The sequence below is a fragment of the Stenotrophomonas sp. genome, from assembly GCF_059505245.1.
This window is the reverse complement of sequence record NZ_JCACKF010000045.1, coordinates 249,150-265,330: the sequence shown is the minus strand read 5'-3', so window position 1 is coordinate 265,330 and position 16,181 is coordinate 249,150. Positions and strand designations below refer to the sequence as shown.

Sequence of the window (16,181 nt, the reverse complement as noted above, 5' to 3'; positions counted from 1 at the left end):
ATGAACGTCGTACGCACTTTCCCCCTGATCCTCCTGGCCACCGCCCTGACCGCCTGTGCCGGCAAGCCCGCGCGCAGCGATGCACCGGTCGCCAGCACCGTGGTTGCGCCCGGCCCTGCTGCTCCGGCCGCAACGGCCGATACCGGCGGGGTCGACGCTGCTCCGGTCGCCTCCGTGGCCAACCCTGCCGCGCCCACCGCTTCAGCGCCGACGGCTGCGCCGCAGGGCATAGAGGCCAGCCCACCGAAGGCCGCAGCGTCCACCGCCGCCGCCGGCGACGATGATTTCGACGCCCTCTATGGTGGTATCGGCAACACCGGCAACGCGGCGGCCTACGATCCGTGGGAACCGTTCAACCGCAAGGTGCACACCTTCAACAATGCGGTCGACCGCGGCGTGGCGCGCCCGCTGGCCACCGCCTATACCCATGTGGTGCCGCGTTTCGCGCGCACCGGCGTCAGCAACTTCTTCAGCAACCTGCGTGCGCCGGTGACCATCACCAACCAGCTGCTGCAGGGCCGTGGTGCCGATGCGTGGGACAGCCTCGGCCGCTTCCTGATGAACAGCACGCTGGGCATCGGTGGCCTGTTCGATCCAGCCAGCAAGGCGATGGTGCCGCGTCGCAATGAAGACTTCGGCCAGACCCTGGGTGCCTGGGGCTGGCGTCGTTCGCGCTACGTGGAACTGCCGTTCTTCGGCCCGCGTACCGTACGCGACGTGTTCGGCCTGGCGGGTGACATCCCGTTGTCGCCGATCCGGCGCGTCGAGGAAGACAAGATCCGCATCGGCCTGCAGGGCCTGCAGCTGGTCGACACCCGCGCACAGCTGCTGGCGATCGACGATCTGCGCGACACCGCAGTGGACGAGTACGCCCTGGTCCGCGATGCCTGGATGCAGCGCCGCAACTACCAGATCGAGAACGATCTGCGCAGCAAGCGCGACCGCGGCCATGACGATGCCAATTCGCCGATCCCGGTCGATGCGATGCCGATGCCGCAGTGGACCCACTGAGGCCGTGCGACGGTGCATGAAAAACCCCGCCTCGGCGGGGTTTTTCTTTTCCGGTGGGTGCCAACCCTGGTTGGCACGCCGTGCTCAGGCCGCCAGCGCGGCCTCGATGGCCTCGCGCAGGCGCGCGTCATCGGCGGCCACGTCCGGGGCAAAGCGTGCGACGACCTTGCCATCACGGCCGACCAGGAACTTCTCGAAGTTCCACAGCACCGCCGGTGCCGGATGGATCGGGATCTCCTTGCTGGCCAGGCGCTCACGCAGCGGGCCTTCGCCGATCGACTGCGGCTGCGCGGCGGTCAGCTGCTGGTACAGCGGGTGGGTGTCCTCGCCAGCCACGCTGATCTTGGAGAACATCGGGAAACTGACATCGTAGGTGAGCTGGCAGAACTGCTGGATCTCGGCCTCGCTGCCCGGCTCCTGGCCAAGGAAGTTGTTGGCGGGGAAGCCCAGCACTTCCAGGCCCTGCGCGTGCTTTTCCGCATACAGCGCCTGCAGGCCTTCGTACTGCGGGGTCAGGCCGCACTTGGAGGCGACGTTGACCAGCAGCAGCACCTTGCCCTGGTAGTCGGCAAGCGAGGACGGCTGGCCGTCGATGGTGGTGAGGGGAATGTCCTGGATCGGGGTGCTCACGCGGGGGCTCCGGCTACGGCGGGGAATGGCCCACCAGCATAGCGCCGCGCGCGCTGTTGTAGAGCCGAGCCCATGCTCGGCTGATGGTATGGCAGCCGAGCGTGGGCTCGGCTCTACAGGCAGGATTCAGTCCACGCAGATCGTGCCCTGCGCCTTGCCATCATCGATGCGCTGGCGGCACCCGAAGTTCTGGCGCACATCACGCTGGCAGGTACCGGTGGCGGCACTGCCGGCGGCCACCTCGGCTCCGGCCAGGCACTGGCCCGTGCAGTCGCTCTTGCGGCTGCAGGCCTTGCCGGCGTCCGCATAGGGAATCACGCACTGCTCGCGCTGCAGGCGGCCGAGCCGCTGCAGCGTGCCGCCAGCGGCCTGGCAGTCGACGTCACGTGCTTCGCGGTAGGCCTCGCTGGCTTCCGGCGCAGGAGCGGCCGTAGTCGTGTCGGCGACCGGGGGCGTGCTGCTGCACGCAGCCAGCAACGCAGCCAGGACAAGAACGGCACAGGAGCGCATGCGCATGTCGATACCCGCCACGGACTCAGGGTGCCCAGCATAGCCAGGCGCAGGTGCACGGGACGTGTCAACCCGCATTGCCGTCCTCGTCGTCCTCCGGCGCGCCCAGCTGCTGCATCGGGTCCGGGGTCAGCTCCGGGGGCAGCGCGCGCTTGGCCTTGCTGCCCAGTTCGGCAAGCCGACGGGCGCGGCTGATGGCCGACTGCGGCGAATCGATCAGGCGATTGCGCGCATCGGCGTAGGCCTTGCCGGCATCGTCCAGCTTCTTGCCCATGGCGGTGAAGTCCTGCAGGAACCCGGTCAGGGCGTCCAGCACCAGACCGCCGGCCTCGCTGATCTTCAACGCCTGCTTCTGCACCTTGTCGCGCGTCCACAGGCGCTCGGCCACGCGCAGCAGCGCCATCAGGGTGTTGGGCGAGGCGAACACCACGCGGTTGTCGAAGGCGAACGCCTGCAGGCTGCCATCGGCGCCCAGTGCGGCTGACAAGGCACCCTCGATGGGAACGAAGGCGATGGTGATGTCCAGCGTCTCGCTGCCCAACGCCTTCGGATAATTCTTCTCGCCCAGGTCCTTAACGTGCTGGCGCAGCGCAACCGCGTGCCTGCGCAACGCGTCTTCCGACTGCTCCGGGGTAGTGGCATTCATGGCTTCCTGCCAGGCGATCAGGTTCACCTTGCTGTCGATCACCACGCTGCGTTCGTCGGGGAACTGCACCACCACGTCCGGTCGCAGGCGCGCACCTTCGTCATCCACGGCATGCTTCTGCCGCTGGTAGTGCACGCCCTCTTCCAGCCCCGATCCGCGCAGCACGTTGTCGAGCATCAGCTCGCCCCAGTCGCCGCGGACCTTGGCATTGCCCTTCAGCGCATTCGTCAGCGCCGATGCCTGCGCCGCCATGTCCTGGTTGAGCGTCTTCAGTTCGCCCACCGCACCCAGCAGGCTGGCGCGTTGCCGCGCTTCCTCGCCATACAGCGTATCGACGCGGGTGCGGAAATCGCCCAGCTTGTCGGCGAACGGCTTGAGCAGCCCCTCGATGTCCGCGCGTGACTGCACTGTCGCCTGCCGCACGTTCTTCTCGAACTGCTGTCCGCGTTCGTCGAACACCTTGCCCGCCAGTTCGGCGAAGGCGCCCGACAGCTTTTCCTTGGCGGTATCAAGATAGCTGCGCAGTTCGGCACTGGCCCGTTCGGAGTGCTGCAGATTGGCCACCGCGCGGGCATGTTCACCGTGCAACTGCTGGTAGCGCTGCTGCGCCTGCTGCAGCTCGCTGCTGGTCTCCGCAACGGCAGCGCGCGCCTGCGCCAGGGCCGCTTCACGTTCGGCCAGCTGTGCTTCGCGACTGGCCGACAGCGCTGCTTCGCGCTCCACCCGGGCGGTCAGCGTAGTGACGGCCTGTGCGTGCTGCTGGCTGCGGCTCCGTTCGTTCTCCAGTTCAGCGCTCAGCGCATCGAGGCGGCCGCGCAGCTGGCCGGCATCGACCAGGGCGAGGCGATGCTGTTCGCGTTCGCTGTCCAGCAGCCGCTGCAGTTCGTCGGAGGGTGCACCGCCAGCACTGCGACGCCACAGCAGCACCAGCGCGACCAGGGTCGCCAGCAGCAGGACCACTGCCAGGATCATGAGGACTTCGATATTCATGCGATCAGTTTAGCCCCGCTGCGCTAGGCTGGGTCGGTCTGCCCCGGAAGCCCCCATGCTCGCTCTGTACGGAAAACCCACCTCCATCAACGTGCGCAAGGTGCTCTGGCTGTGCGCCGGCCTCGACCTGCCACTTCACCACGAGCCAGCGCCGCCGACGGACCTGCTGGCCACACTGAACCCGAACCGGCAGGTGCCGGTGCTGCGCGATGGCGGCTTCGTGCTGTGGGAATCCAACAGCATCTGCCGCTACCTGGCCGTACGCGCTGGCCGTGATGACCTGCTGCCCCGCGCGGCACAGGATCGTGCGCGGGTCGAACAATGGATGGACTGGCAGGCCAGCGACCTCAACAGTGCCTGGCGGCACGTGTTCATGGCACGCGTGCGCCAGCATCCGGACTACCCGGACGATGCCCGCGCCGAGGCCAGCCTGGTCCAGTGGAACGGCTTGATGGGCGTGCTTGATGCCCAGTTGGCCGCTGGCGGCTACGCCGCTGGCAACACCTTCACCCTCGCCGACATCGTGCTCGGGCTGTCGACCCAGCGCTGGCGCAGCACACCGGGCCACAAGCCGGCGCTGGCACACGTGGGCGCCTGGTTCGAGCGCCTGCGCCAGCAGCCCGGTTTCGCCGAACACGTCGACAACGGCGTGGCCTGAGGCAGGGGTCGGATCCCTTTCCCGGGGCAAAGGGATCTGACCCCAAGGGTGCGGGAACGACCCGGCCTTACCAGCCTTCCAGCACGATCTTGCCCTTGGCGCGGTGGCTCTCCAGCAGCGCGTGGGCGCGCCGCAGGTTGGCCGCGTCGATGCGCCCGAAGTGCTCGCCCAGCGTGGTCTGCAGCACGCCCGTGTCGATCAGCTCGGCCACACGGTTCAGCAGGTCGTGCTGGCGCTGCATGTCGGCGGTGCGGTACAGCGGCCGGGTGAACATCGACTCCCAGTGCAGTGACAACGCCTTGCGCTTGAGCGCCATCACGTCCACCTGGCCAGGATCATCGATCAGCCCCAGCTGGCCCTGCGGCGCCAGCAGTTCCACGATCTGCGCGTAGTACTGGTCGGAGTGGGTCAGGCTGGCCACATGCTGCACTTCGCTGATGCCGAGCCGCGCCAGTCCCTCGGCCAGCGGCAGGCGGTGGTCGATCACGTGGTGCGCGCCCATTGCGTATGCCCAGTCCTGGGTATCCGGACGCGAGGCGGTGCCGATCACGGTCAGCCTGGTCAGCTTCCGCGCCAGCTGCACCAGGATCGAACCGACACCACCGGCAGCACCGATCACCAGCAGGGTCTGGCCCTCGCCACCACCCTCGGGGATGCGCAGGCGGTCGAACAGCAGCTCCCAGGCGGTGATTGCAGTCAATGGCAGCGCCGCGGCGGCGGCATCATCGAGGCTGGCCGGCTTGCGCCCGACGCTGCGCTCGTCCACCAGCTGGTACTCGGCATTGCTGCCCGGGCGGTCGATGACGCCGGCGTAGTAGACCGCGTCGCCGGGCTGGAACAGGGTCACCTCGCTGCCCACCGCGTCGACGATGCCGACCGCATCCCAGCCCAGTACGCGCGGGCCATCGGTGGCCACGCCGCGGCGGACCTTGGTGTCGACCGGGTTCACCGCCACCGCGCGTACCGCCACGCGCAGGTCGCGGGGGCCGGGCTGCGGCAGCTCCAGTTCGATGTCGATCAGGGCCCGGGCATCATCGATCGGCAGGCCGGCGTGGGTATAGGCAATGGCGCGCATGGCAGCGGTCCAGTGGGGAAGGAGGCGACAGGTTGCGCCGCGCGCGCTCCCTCGGAAAGGCGCAGAATCGGGCAGCACTTTCACTCTGGCGATGAAGATGATCCGCTTCGACGATCTGCAGCTGTTCGTCCGCACTGCCGCGCTGGGCAGCTTCTCGCAGGCCGCCCGCGAGGCCGACCTGCTGCCGGGGCAGGTCGCTGCGGCGGTGGCACGGCTGGAGCGCGAGCTGGACCTGCGCCTGTTCGTGCGCACGACCCGCAGCCTGCGCCTGACCGGCGAGGGCGCGCTCTACCTGCCGTATGCGCAGGAGGTGCTGGCCACCCTGCGCGAAGGCCAGGCCCGCGTGCAGGGCGAGGACACCGAGCTGCACGGCACGCTGCAGCTGTCGGCGCCGTCGGACTTCGGCCGCAACCTGCTGCTGCCCTGGCTGAGCGCGTTCCGCGCCGCGCACCCGCGGCTGCGCCTGCACCTGCGCCTGTCCGACGAGGTCGCCGACGTGTTCCGCGAACCGGTCGACGTGGCCATCCGCATCGGCCACTTCGATGACGCCAACTACGTAGCCCTGCCCCTGCTGGAAGGCAACCGGCGCGTGCTGGCCGCCTCACCCGGCTACCTGCAGCGGCGTGGCCCGCCCACGCGCCTGGAGGATCTGCGCGAGCACGACTGCCTGGTCTATCAACTCAATGGCCGCGCCTACGATCGCTGGTCGTTCGAGGTGGACGGGCGCCGCAGCGTGGTTCCGGTACGCGGCCCGCTGGTCTGCGACGACGCCGACGTGGTGCGGCGCTGGGCCGTGGCCGGCGAAGGCATCACCTACAAGTCCTGGCTGGACCTGCGCGAGGATGTGCAGGCCGGGCGCCTGCAGGTGCTGCTGGACGGCGTTGGCAGCAGCATCCCGCTGCAGCTGGTGTGCCCGCATCGCAAGCAGTTCTCACCCGCCGTGCGGCAGCTGCACGCGCAGCTGCGCCAGCACCTGCAACCGCTGCTGTCCGGGATGCCGGTTGGCCCCACCGGCCCCCTGTCGCCCGCCGCAGCGCTGGCCGACAATGGCGGCCCCCCGTAACAGAAGAGCACCGCCATGCCGTGGATGGGCATCCAGGACCTGTGGACGTTTCTGGTCGCCGTGCTGGTGTTTCTCGCCCTGCCCGGTCCCGGTACCTTCACGCTGCTGACTGCCACCGGCCGTGGCGGCGTGCGCGGCGGCTACACCGCACTGGCCGGCCTGCTGGTCGGCGACCAGATCCTGATGTGGCTGGCGCTGGCCGGCGTGGCGGCGCTGCTCAAGGCCAATCCTCTGGTATTCCACGCCGTGCAGTACCTCGGCGCGGCCTACCTGGTGTGGGTCGGCATCAGCCTGCTGCGCACGCCCAAGCACGAGGGCGGCGACGCCGGCCCGATCCGCATGCAACCCGGCCGCTACTTCCAGCAGGCGATCCTGGTCAGCCTGCTCAACCCGAAGGCGATCCTGTTCTACATGGCCTTCCTGCCGTTGTTCATCGATCCGAAGGCGCACCAGGGCATCGCCACCTTCGCCGCGCTGGCCGGCATCATCCTGGTGGTCAGCATCGCCTACTGCTCGATGCTGATCGGCGTGGGCAACCTGGCCCGCCGCCGGTTGATCCAGCACCCGCGGATCAGCGATGCGCTGCGCCGCGTGGCCGGCCTGTTCCTGGTGGGGTTCGGCATCCGGTTGGGGTTGAACGGATGATCCGGCGCGTGCTGGTGCTGGTGCTCATCGGGCTTCTGGCCGACACCGCAGCGGCCAGCGTGCAGGACCATCGCTGCCTGACGGGCGGTCGCAACGACGGCATCCACCTGCTGTGGCGCTGGCTGGACGATGGAAGCGCCGACGTGCAGTACGCCGGGCAGCGCGGCCGCCTGCAGCTGCAACGGGTGTCGCAGGAAACGACGGCGCTGGACGAAGACCGCCCGTACCAGTTCGACAGCGTGTGGGAAGAGCGCATCGACGGGCGCCTCAACGGCCGCTACCTGCTGAGCACGCAGGGCGCGCTGGTACTGGATCTGAGCTACGAACGCGCCCGTGATGGCCGTCGCACCACCTTCCACGATGACGGCGAGGCGTGGCAGGAGGATGGCTGCCATTGGCCGGGAGGCGTAGCGGCGCGCGTGGTCGATTGAAGCATGCCAACCAAGGTTGGCATCTACCGGTCGTGCATCTCCGCGCGCAGGTGGTCGATGAACACCCGCAGCTTGGGCGCCATCTGCTCACGCGCGGGGTAGTACAGGTGGAAGCCGGGGAATGGCGGCTGCCAGTCCTGCAGCACGCTCTGCAGTCGCCCAGCGTTGATGTCGTCGGCCATCAACGAGGCGAAGCCCTGGGCCATTCCCAGACCCGCCAGCACGGCACCATGGGCGACGCCGGCATCGTTGAACACCAGCCGCCCGCTCACTTGCACGTCCAGGTCGTGGCCGTCGCGGCTGAACTCCCAGGGCATCAGCCGGCCGTTGGCCAACCGGTGCACGATGCAGGCGTGGCCCTGCAGGTCATGCGGGGTCTGCGGCACGCCATGGCGTTCGAAATAGGCCGGCGTGGCTACCACCACCTGCCGCTCGGGTGGCCCGACCGGCACCGCGATCATGCCCTGTGCGAGTGATTCGCCCAGGCGGATGCCGGCGTCGAAGCCCTCGGCCACCAGATCGGTCAGCGCGGGGTCGACGCACAGTTCCACCTGCACCTGCGGGTAACGCGCAAGGAAGTCGGGCAGCCGCGGCAGCACCATGCGATCGGCGACGATGCGCGGCAGGGTCACGCGCAGCCGCCCGGCAGGCACCGAGCGCGCGCTGTCCAGTTCGGCAAATGCCTGGTCGATCTGGTCCAGGCCGCCGCGCACGCGCTGCAGGAAACGCGCGCCGTGCTCGGTCAGGTTGACCCGCCGCGTGGTCCGCTGCAGCAGCCGCACGCCCATCCGCGCTTCCAGCGCGCGCACGCTCTGCGACAGCGCCGAGGTCGACACACCCAGGGCATCGGCGGCGCGGGTAAAGCTGGCGTGCTCGGCCACGTGGACGAAAGCGACCACAGCAGTGAGCGGGACGGAGGTATCCATTGTGAAGGCAGCCTTCAAGGTAAGTCCGGTGACACGCAGTTTATCCACATGATGGCGTGGAGGATGCTGTGCCCCTCGCCACTGCCCATCCAGACGTGGCGCCTTCCCCAAGGAGATCCACATGAAGACCCGTACTCTCGGCCCCGCCGGCCCCACCGTGTCCGCCCTCGGCCTGGGGTGCATGGGCATGAGCGCGTACTACGGCGGCCGCGGCAGTGACGATGACGGCATTGCCGTCATCCGGCACGCGCTGGACCGTGGCGTGACCCTGCTCGACACCGCCGATGTGTATGGCCCGCACACCAACGAGGTGCTGGTCGGTCGCGCGATTGCCGGCCGCCGCAACCAGGTGTTCCTGGCCAGCAAGTTCGGCATCGGCCTGGACCCGGCTGACCCGAAGGCGCGGCAGATCAACGGCCACCCGGACTATGTGCAGGCCGCCTGCGAGGCCAGCCTGCGCCGCCTGGGCGTGGACCACATCGACCTGTACTACCAGCACCGCGTCGACCCGACCGTGCCGATCGAGGACACCGTGGGTGCGATGGCACGCCTGGTGGAACAGGGCAAGGTGCGCTGGCTGGGCCTGTCCGAGGCCTCGGCGGCCACCCTCCGCCGCGCCCATGCGGTGCACCCGATCACGGCGGTGCAGAGCGAGTACTCGCTGTGGTCGCGCGAGCCGGAGCAGAACGGAGTGCTGGTCACCACGGCGGAGCTGGGCATCGGCTTCGTGCCGTATTCGCCGCTGGGCCGTGGCTTCCTGACCGGCGCCATCCGCAGCCCGGACGACTTCGACGCCGACGATTACCGGCGCACCTCGCCCCGCTTCGAAGGCGAAAACTTCCAGCGCAACCTGGCATTGGTGGACACCGTGCAGGCGCTGGCCGCCGAGCGCGGCATCGCTGCCTCGCAGCTGGCGCTGGCCTGGGTGCTGTCGCGCGGCGGGCACATCGTGCCGATCCCGGGCACGACGCGGCGGGCACGGCTGGACGAGAACCTCGCTGCACTGCAGGTGGAACTGGATGCGGCCACGCTGGACGCATTGGATGCGGCCTTCCCGCTGCATGCCGCGGCCGGCGAACGCTATTCGGACAGCGGCATGGCCAACATCGAGTCCTAGCGGGGGCCGGGACGAACGTACACCGGTGGCTGCCGCCGGATTATGCCGATTCCGGCAGCCTGGCCGGGGCGCAGCGCGTGCCCCGCCATGCATGACCCCCGTCAGTGGTAATGCTGCGCTGCGTTCGGTCACACTCGGGAACTTGTCGTTCTTAGTCACCCCTTCCGAGGCCTGCATGTCCCTGTTCCGGCGCAAGTCCCTAGATTCCGTCACCGTCCACGAAGCCGGCAGGCGCCTGATCCCGACGCTCAGCTGGCCGCACCTGATCGCGCTGGGCATCGGTGCCATCGTCGGCACCGGCATCTACACGCTGATCGGCGTCGGTGCCAATCTGGCCGGCCCGGCCGTGCTGATCTCCTTCGCCATCGCCGGTGCGGTCTGCGCCTGTGCGGCGCTGTCCTATGCCGAGCTGTCGACGATGATGCCGGCCGCCGGCAGCGCCTACACCTACAGCTACAGTGCGCTGGGCGAGGTGTTCGCCTGGGTGGTGGGCTGGAGCCTGATCCTGGAGTACTCGCTGGTGGTGAGTACGGTGGCGGTGGGCTGGTCCGGCTACTTCGTCGGCTTCCTCGAATGGGTCCACACCCAGTTCGGCTGGAACGTGCACCTGCCGGCCTGGCTGGCAGCCGGCCCGCACGTGGAAGGCGGCATGATCAACCTGCCGGCGATCATCATCACCTGGCTGGTGGCCGGCATGCTGATGGCCGGGACCAAGGAAAGCGCCACGCTCAATGCCATCCTGGTGGTGTTCAAGCTGATCGCGCTGGCGATCTTCGTGGCCGTGGCCCTGCCTGCGTTCGACAGCGCCAACCTGCAGCCGTTCATGCCGTATGGCTTTGCCAAGTCGATGGGCCCCGATGGCGTCGAGCACGGCGTGATGGCGGCAGCGGCGATCATCTTCTTCGCCTTCTACGGCTTCGATGCGATCTCCACTGCTGCGGAGGAGACCAAGAACCCGGGCCGTGACCTGTCGATCGGCATCATCGGTTCGATGATCGGCTGCACCATCGTCTACGTGCTGGTGGCGCTGGCCGCAGTGGGTGCGATGAGCTACGCCGTGTTCGGGCACAGCGCCGAGCCGCTGGCGCTGATCATGCGCCAGCTGGGCCATCCGACGGCGGCGATGGTGATCGGCGTGATTGCGATCATCGCGCTGCCGACCGTGCTGCTGGCCTTCCTGTACGGCCAGAGCCGCATCTTCTTCGTGATGAGCCGCGACGGCCTGCTGCCGCGTGGCCTGTCCAAGGTCAACGCGCGTACCGGCACGCCGGTAGCGACCACGCTGTTCACTGCGGTGGTGGTGTCGGCGCTGGCCGGCGTGGCCCGCCTGGACGAGATCGCCGCGCTGGCCAATGCCGGTACCCTGGCCGCGTTCACTGCAGTGGGCGTCTGCCTGGTGGTGCTGCGCCTGCGCGAGCCGGACCGCGCGCGCACGTTCCGCACGCCGCTGGCCTTCGTGGTTGGCCCGCTGGCCGCACTGGGTTGCATCTACCTGTTCATCAGCCTGCCGCACACCACCCAGCTGTACTTCCTGTTGTGGAACGTGGCCGGCCTGGTGCTGTACTTCCTGTACAGCCGTCGCCACGCGCTGATCGCGAAATAACCGGATCACCGGTAGTGCCGGCCGCTGGCCGGCACCTCTCATCCTGTTGATACGGGCAATGCCGGCCAGCGGCCGGCACTACCACAGGGCGGTCAACCGCCCTGCTTTGCGGCGTAATCCTGCGCCTGGCGCATCACCCGCAGCAGGTTGCCGCCCCAGATGCCGGCAATCTGCTGCTCGGTATAGCCCTTGCGCAGCAGCCAGGCGGTGATCTTCGGCAGCTGGCTGACATCGGGCAGGTCACTCAGGCCGCCGCCGCCATCCCAGTCCAGGCCGATACCCACGTGCTCGGGGCCGACCACCTTGAGGATGTGCTCGAAGTGGGCGAAGAAGTCGTCCAGGCTGGCATGCCGCACGGGGTGTTCATGGTCCAGTGCCTGTTCGGCTTTCAGCAGGGCCACGCCCTGCTCGATGCCCATCCCTTCCCAGCCGCCCAGCTGCCTGCTCAGCGCTTCTTCGGCCTGCGTGCGCTCGGGTGTCTTCGCCGTGTCGATCAGGTAGCCGCCATAGGCGTTCACCTGGATCACGCCGCCGGCCTTGGCCAGCTTGCGCAGCCGCGCGTCATCAAGATTGCGCGGGTGGTCGTAGACCGCCTTGGCCGAGCTGTGCGACAGCACGAAGGGCACCGGCATCATCGCCAGCAGGTCGTCGAACACCGCGTCCGAGGCATGCGACTGGTCGATCACGATGCCCAGCTTCACTGCCTGCCGCACCAGCTCCTTGCCGGCCGGGCTCAGGCCCTTCCACTCCGCGCCCTTGGGATCGGTGGCCGAATCGGCGAACTCGTTGTTGGCGAAGTGCACGGTGCTGAGCAGCCGCAGGCCGGCGCGGTGGTAGAACGAGAGCAGGCTCGGGTCTTCCACCAGCGGGCTGGCATTTTCCATGCTGATGTAGACCACGCGCTTGCCGGCGGCCTTGATCCGCGCCGCATCATCGGCGGTCAGTGCCAGCGCGAAGCGCGCGGGATTGGCCGCCAGCATCTCGCGGATTTCCAGCAGTCGCTGCAGGCCGTGGTCACGCTCGGCCAGGTGGGCCGCTGCGCTGCGATCGCCCTGGTCGGTGTAGATCGCCCAGAAACCGCCATCGAGCGCACCTTCGACCATGCGCGGGTAGTCCACCTGCGAAAGCGCGTTGCGGTCGTGGCGCTGCTCGATGTCGAAGCCGGTCCGGCCGAAATTTGCCGGCGTATCCAGATGGCTGTCGAGCGTGACCAGGCGCTGCTGCAGCGCCTTGGCACGGGCCAGTTCCTCGGCGCTGAACTCGATGGCATGAGCCGACAGCGGCGCGCACAGCGCCACGGCGAGCACGACGGACAGGTGGCGCAACGATGGCATGGGCTCTCACCGGCAATGGGAAGAGCCCGACCATAGCGCTGCACCCGGCCTTTTTGTAGAGCCGAGCCCATGCTCGGCTGCCAGACAGATCAGCCGAGCGTGGGCTCGGCTCTACAGAGATCGGCAGTGACGCGGTCAGTCCACCACGCGGCAGAACACGGCCTTCAGGTAACGCGATTCCTGCACGTGGGCCATGAACGGGTGGTCCGGACCGGCGCCGGCCACCTTCAGGATCTGGATCGTGCGGCCGGAGAAATACGCCGCGCGGCGCAGCATGTCGAGGAACTGGTCCTCGGCCACCAGGCCGGTGCAGGAGAACGTGGCGAACAGGCCGCCCGGCTTGACCACGCCCAGCGCCAGCTTGTTCATGTCCAGATACTTCTTCAGCGCAGTGATGACCTGGTCGCGGTCGCGGGTCATCTTCGCCGGGTCCAGGATCACCACGTCGTACTGCTCGCCACGATTGGCCGCATCACGCAGCCACGGGAAGATGTCGGACTGGACGAACTTCGGGCGCACGTTGTTCAGGCGCGAATTGCCCTTGGCGATCTGGATGACGTCTTCATCGATGTCGATGCCGACCACTTCCGAGGCGCCTCGCGCCGCCGCGTACACCGCAAAACCGCCGGTGTTGCAGCACAGGTCCAGCACGCGCTTGCCTTCCACCTGCTGGCTCAGCCACTCGCGGTTCTCGCGCTGGTCGGCGAAGAAGCCGGTCTTGTGCGCACCGGCCGGGTCGGCGCGGAACTTGATGCCGTACTCGGTGATCACCGACGCTTCGGTGGTGGTATTGCCGTGGAAATCGAAGCTTTCCTGTTTCTGCACGTGCTCATCGGCGAAGCTGTGGAAGCGGCAACCCGGGAACTGCTCGCGCAGGGCGTCGTAGATCCACTCGCGGTGGCGGAACATGCCGGCGGCGAAGAATTCGACCACCACCAGGTCGCCGTAGCGATCCACCACCAGGCCGGACAGGCCGTCGCCTTCGCTGTGCACCACGCGCCAGGCGTCGGAGACCGCGTCGAGCTTGAGCACCTCACGGCGCAGCGACACCGCCTGGGCAATCTTGCGCGAGAACCAGCCGGCATCCACCGGCACGTTCTGGTCGGTCTCAAGGATGCGCACGGCAATGCGCGAATGCCCGTTGTAGAACCCGCGGCCAACGAACTCGCCATCAATGCCGACCACGTCGACGATGGAACCGGGCTTGGGCCGGACGGTCGGCTTCTCGACCAGTTTCTGGAAGATCCACGGGTGGCTGGAGCGCCACGCATTCTTGAGGCGGACAATCGGAAGGGGGGTATTCATCCACCCATTGTAAACCGGGCGCCGGGGTCAGAGCCCCTACGGGGATCCGACCCCTCGTCCCCCATTTGACGGCGGCCCAGCCAGACGGCAGAATCGGCGCCAGAAGGGGAGTAGCTCCCAGACGTTGTCGCCGTCATTTCGAGCCCGCAGGCTCCGGTGCAACGGCAGTTCCAGCCGACTGGAACTGCGAGCGAGACCTTCGCCGTACTGGCGAAGCTCTGTCCCTGGATCCCCCTCCCGATCCTCCGTTGCAGATCCTCGCCGTCCGGCCTGGCATTCATCTTTCCAACGGACATTCCCAATGCAGACGATCGGTAACGTGTGGTTGTGGGGCGGCTTCGCAGCGGTGGTGGTCATCGCCCTGCTGGTCGACCTCGTGTTGATGCGCCATGGTGGACCGCACAAGGTCACCTTCAAGGAAGCCCTGTGGTGGTCGATCGGCTGGGTCGCGCTGGCCCTGCTGTTCAACGCCGGCCTCTGGTACTACCTGAATGAGACCGCCGGCCAGGTGGTGGCCAACAAGGTCGGCCTCGAATTCCTGACCGGCTACCTGGTCGAGAAGGCGCTGGCGGTCGACAACATCTTTGTGTTCCTGATGATCATGAGCTACTTCGCAGTACCGGAGGAGCAGCGCCAGAAGGTGCTGATCATCGGCATCCTGGGTGCGATCGTGCTGCGTACGATCATGATCTTCGCCGGCAGCGTGCTGATCAGCCAGTTCCATTGGCTGCTCTACGTGTTCGGTGCCTTCCTGCTGTTCACCGGCTGGAAGATGTGGTTCGCCGCCGGCCAGGAACCGGATCTGGAAACCAACCCCGCCCTGCGCTGGATGCGCAAGCACCTGCGCCTGCTGCCGGACTACGCCGGCAATGCGCTGAGCGTGAAGCGCGATGGCGTGCGCTGGTTCACCCCGCTGTTCGCGGTGCTGATCCTGATCGCGGTCACCGACGTGATCTTCGCCGTGGACAGCATCCCGGCGATCTTCGCGATCACCACCGACCCGTTCATCGTGCTCACCTCCAACGTGTTCGCGGTGCTGGGCCTGCGTGCGATGTTCTTCCTGCTGGCCGGCATGGCCGACCGCTTCCACCTGCTGCCGTACGGCCTGGCGCTGGTGTTGGCCTTCATCGGCATCAAGATGATGATCATCGACCTGTTCAAGATCCCGACCCCGGTGTCGCTGGGCGTGGTCGCGGTGATCATCGCCGCCACCGTGGTGCTGAGCCTGAAGTACCCGCCGAAGGAAGGCTCGGGCCACGCCTGAGCCTGAGCGGTGGGAAGACGCGGCCGGCGGGATTGTCCCGCCGGCCGCACCCACTCTCCCGCAACAGTGGCCTTGGTTTCGCGCCAGCCACCGCCATTGCTGAGGTATGGACAACAACACGCCCCTGCCCGCCGGCGACGTGCCGGCCCCCCGCAATGACCGCTCGCGCATCCTGCGGGCGTTCAATGTCAGCCTGGCGGCCGTGCTGGTGCTGGTGGCCGTGTTCGCCCTGCAGGGCACGTTCGACTGGCGACCGTGGGCGGTTGCGCCACTGGAAGCCAAGGGCCTGCTCGGCCTGATCGGCGGCCCGATGCTGCATGCCTCGGTCGAGCACATCGCCGCCAACAGCATCGCCATCCTGATCCTCGGCACCCTGGCCGGCAGTGTGTATCCCAAAGCCACCGTGCGCGCCCTGCCCCTGCTGTGGCTGGGTTCGGGCCTCGGCGCGTGGATGCTGGGCAATCCGGGCAGCGTGCACCTGGGTGCCAGTGGCGTGACCCACGGCCTGATGTTCCTGCTGGCCAGCCTCGGCCTGCTACGCCGCGACCGTGCGGCAATCGCCACCGGCCTGATCGGCATGCTGTTCTATGGCGGCATGCTGATGACGATCCTGCCGCATGCCGATGGCGTGTCCTGGCAGTCGCACATGGGCGGCGCCTTCGCCGGCATCATCGCCGCGCTGCTGTTCCGCAACGCCGATCCGCTGCCGCCGCGCCAGCGCTACAGCTGGGAAGACGAAGAAGACGAGGCAGAGCCGCTGGCCGACGACGAGCTGGAGCCGCCGTCTCCGCAGCGCGTACCGGTGTTGTGGCAGCCGCGCGAGGGCCAGGACTACGTGGTGATCCCGTTCCGCCGCCCGGACGAGCCGCGCGGTTGAGGTGACGGTCGTGCCGGCCACTGGCCGGCAACCTCATGAACCGGTAGTGGCCGACCTTGGTCGGCGCGGTTGTTGCGTGCCAACCAAGGTTGGCAC

At 68.0% G+C, this 16,181-nt stretch carries 16 protein-coding genes; 9 read left to right on the top strand and 7 right to left on the bottom strand.

The window, feature by feature from the left end; all coding sequences use genetic code 11:
* Positions 1-1,011 (top strand): MlaA family lipoprotein, encoded by a 1,011-nt coding sequence (locus AC5JLE_RS18790; RefSeq protein ID WP_241884713.1) that lies wholly within the window; start codon positions 1-3, stop codon positions 1,009-1,011.
* Positions 1,012-1,095: 84 nt separating this feature from the next.
* Here AC5JLE_RS18790 and AC5JLE_RS18785 read toward each other — a convergent pair whose 3' ends face one another.
* The 3 genes from AC5JLE_RS18785 to AC5JLE_RS18775 all read right to left on the bottom strand — a co-directional run bounded on the left by AC5JLE_RS18785 (position 1,096) and on the right by AC5JLE_RS18775 (position 3,787).
* Positions 1,096-1,641 (bottom strand): glutathione peroxidase, encoded by a 546-nt coding sequence (locus AC5JLE_RS18785; RefSeq protein WP_014648938.1) that lies wholly within the window; start codon positions 1,639-1,641, stop codon positions 1,096-1,098.
* Between the two features lie 126 nt (positions 1,642-1,767).
* Positions 1,768-2,157, bottom strand: coding sequence for a hypothetical protein (locus tag AC5JLE_RS18780; RefSeq protein WP_241884712.1), 390 nt, complete (start codon positions 2,155-2,157; stop codon positions 1,768-1,770).
* Positions 2,158-2,218: 61 nt separating this feature from the next.
* Positions 2,219-3,787: a DNA recombination protein RmuC gene (locus AC5JLE_RS18775; RefSeq protein ID WP_014648940.1), complete on the bottom strand. Its 1,569-nt coding sequence runs from the start codon at positions 3,785-3,787 to the stop codon at positions 2,219-2,221.
* 55 nt (positions 3,788-3,842) lie between these two features.
* Between AC5JLE_RS18775 and AC5JLE_RS18770 the strand changes: the two genes are divergently transcribed.
* Positions 3,843-4,445: a glutathione S-transferase family protein gene (locus tag AC5JLE_RS18770; protein WP_032958433.1), complete on the top strand. Its 603-nt coding sequence runs from the start codon at positions 3,843-3,845 to the stop codon at positions 4,443-4,445.
* A 67-nt stretch (positions 4,446-4,512) separates the two neighbouring features.
* On the opposite strand, the gene AC5JLE_RS18765 is transcribed toward AC5JLE_RS18770, so the two are convergent.
* Entirely contained in the window at positions 4,513-5,520 is a 1,008-nt protein-coding gene (locus AC5JLE_RS18765; protein WP_014648942.1) for a zinc-binding alcohol dehydrogenase family protein, read from the bottom strand.
* Between the two features lie 91 nt (positions 5,521-5,611).
* On the opposite strand from AC5JLE_RS18765, the gene AC5JLE_RS18760 reads away from it, so the two are divergent.
* From AC5JLE_RS18760 to AC5JLE_RS18750, 3 genes are read left to right on the top strand one after another with little or no spacing between them, the layout of a single operon-like run.
* Positions 5,612-6,583, top strand: a complete 972-nt coding sequence (locus AC5JLE_RS18760; RefSeq protein ID WP_032958436.1) for a LysR family transcriptional regulator — start codon at positions 5,612-5,614, stop codon at positions 6,581-6,583.
* 15 nt (positions 6,584-6,598) lie between these two features.
* Positions 6,599-7,228 carry a leucine efflux protein LeuE gene (gene leuE / locus AC5JLE_RS18755; RefSeq protein WP_005411716.1) on the top strand — a complete coding sequence of 210 codons (630 nt, stop codon included), beginning with the start codon at positions 6,599-6,601 and terminating at the stop codon, positions 7,226-7,228.
* Positions 7,225-7,659 carry a hypothetical protein gene (locus AC5JLE_RS18750; protein ID WP_032958439.1) on the top strand — a complete coding sequence of 145 codons (435 nt, stop codon included), beginning with the start codon at positions 7,225-7,227 and terminating at the stop codon, positions 7,657-7,659. Before leuE ends, AC5JLE_RS18750 begins: the two co-directional genes overlap by 4 nt.
* 23 nt (positions 7,660-7,682) lie before the next feature.
* Here AC5JLE_RS18750 and AC5JLE_RS18745 read toward each other — a convergent pair whose 3' ends face one another.
* Complete coding sequence (locus tag AC5JLE_RS18745; RefSeq protein ID WP_496065540.1) at positions 7,683-8,585, bottom strand: LysR family transcriptional regulator; 903 nt, start codon at positions 8,583-8,585, stop codon at positions 7,683-7,685.
* Between the two features lie 121 nt (positions 8,586-8,706).
* On the opposite strand from AC5JLE_RS18745, the gene AC5JLE_RS18740 reads away from it, so the two are divergent.
* Both AC5JLE_RS18740 and AC5JLE_RS18735 read left to right on the top strand, forming a co-directional pair.
* Positions 8,707-9,702 carry an aldo/keto reductase gene (locus tag AC5JLE_RS18740; protein WP_032958443.1) on the top strand — a complete coding sequence of 332 codons (996 nt, stop codon included), beginning with the start codon at positions 8,707-8,709 and terminating at the stop codon, positions 9,700-9,702.
* A gap of 175 nt (positions 9,703-9,877) precedes the next feature.
* A complete protein-coding gene (locus AC5JLE_RS18735) occupies positions 9,878-11,305 on the top strand; it encodes an amino acid permease (protein WP_014648947.1) in 1,428 nt (475 codons plus the stop codon).
* Positions 11,306-11,397: 92 nt separating this feature from the next.
* On the opposite strand, the gene AC5JLE_RS18730 is transcribed toward AC5JLE_RS18735, so the two are convergent.
* Both AC5JLE_RS18730 and AC5JLE_RS18725 read right to left on the bottom strand, forming a co-directional pair.
* On the bottom strand, positions 11,398-12,639 hold the full coding sequence (locus AC5JLE_RS18730; protein WP_046433393.1) for a dipeptidase: 1,242 nt from the start codon (positions 12,637-12,639) through the stop codon (positions 11,398-11,400).
* Positions 12,640-12,774: 135 nt separating this feature from the next.
* On the bottom strand, positions 12,775-13,944 hold the full coding sequence (locus tag AC5JLE_RS18725) for a class I SAM-dependent rRNA methyltransferase (RefSeq protein ID WP_014648949.1): 1,170 nt from the start codon (positions 13,942-13,944) through the stop codon (positions 12,775-12,777).
* A gap of 301 nt (positions 13,945-14,245) precedes the next feature.
* Here AC5JLE_RS18725 and AC5JLE_RS18720 point away from each other — a divergent pair, with 301 nt between their 5' ends.
* Together AC5JLE_RS18720 and AC5JLE_RS18715 are read left to right on the top strand one after the other, a co-directional pair.
* Entirely contained in the window at positions 14,246-15,208 is a 963-nt protein-coding gene (locus AC5JLE_RS18720; RefSeq protein ID WP_014648950.1) for a TerC family protein, read from the top strand.
* Positions 15,209-15,314: 106 nt separating this feature from the next.
* Positions 15,315-16,085: a rhomboid family intramembrane serine protease gene (locus AC5JLE_RS18715; protein ID WP_032958447.1), complete on the top strand. Its 771-nt coding sequence runs from the start codon at positions 15,315-15,317 to the stop codon at positions 16,083-16,085.
* Positions 16,086-16,181: the final 96 nt, after the last annotated feature.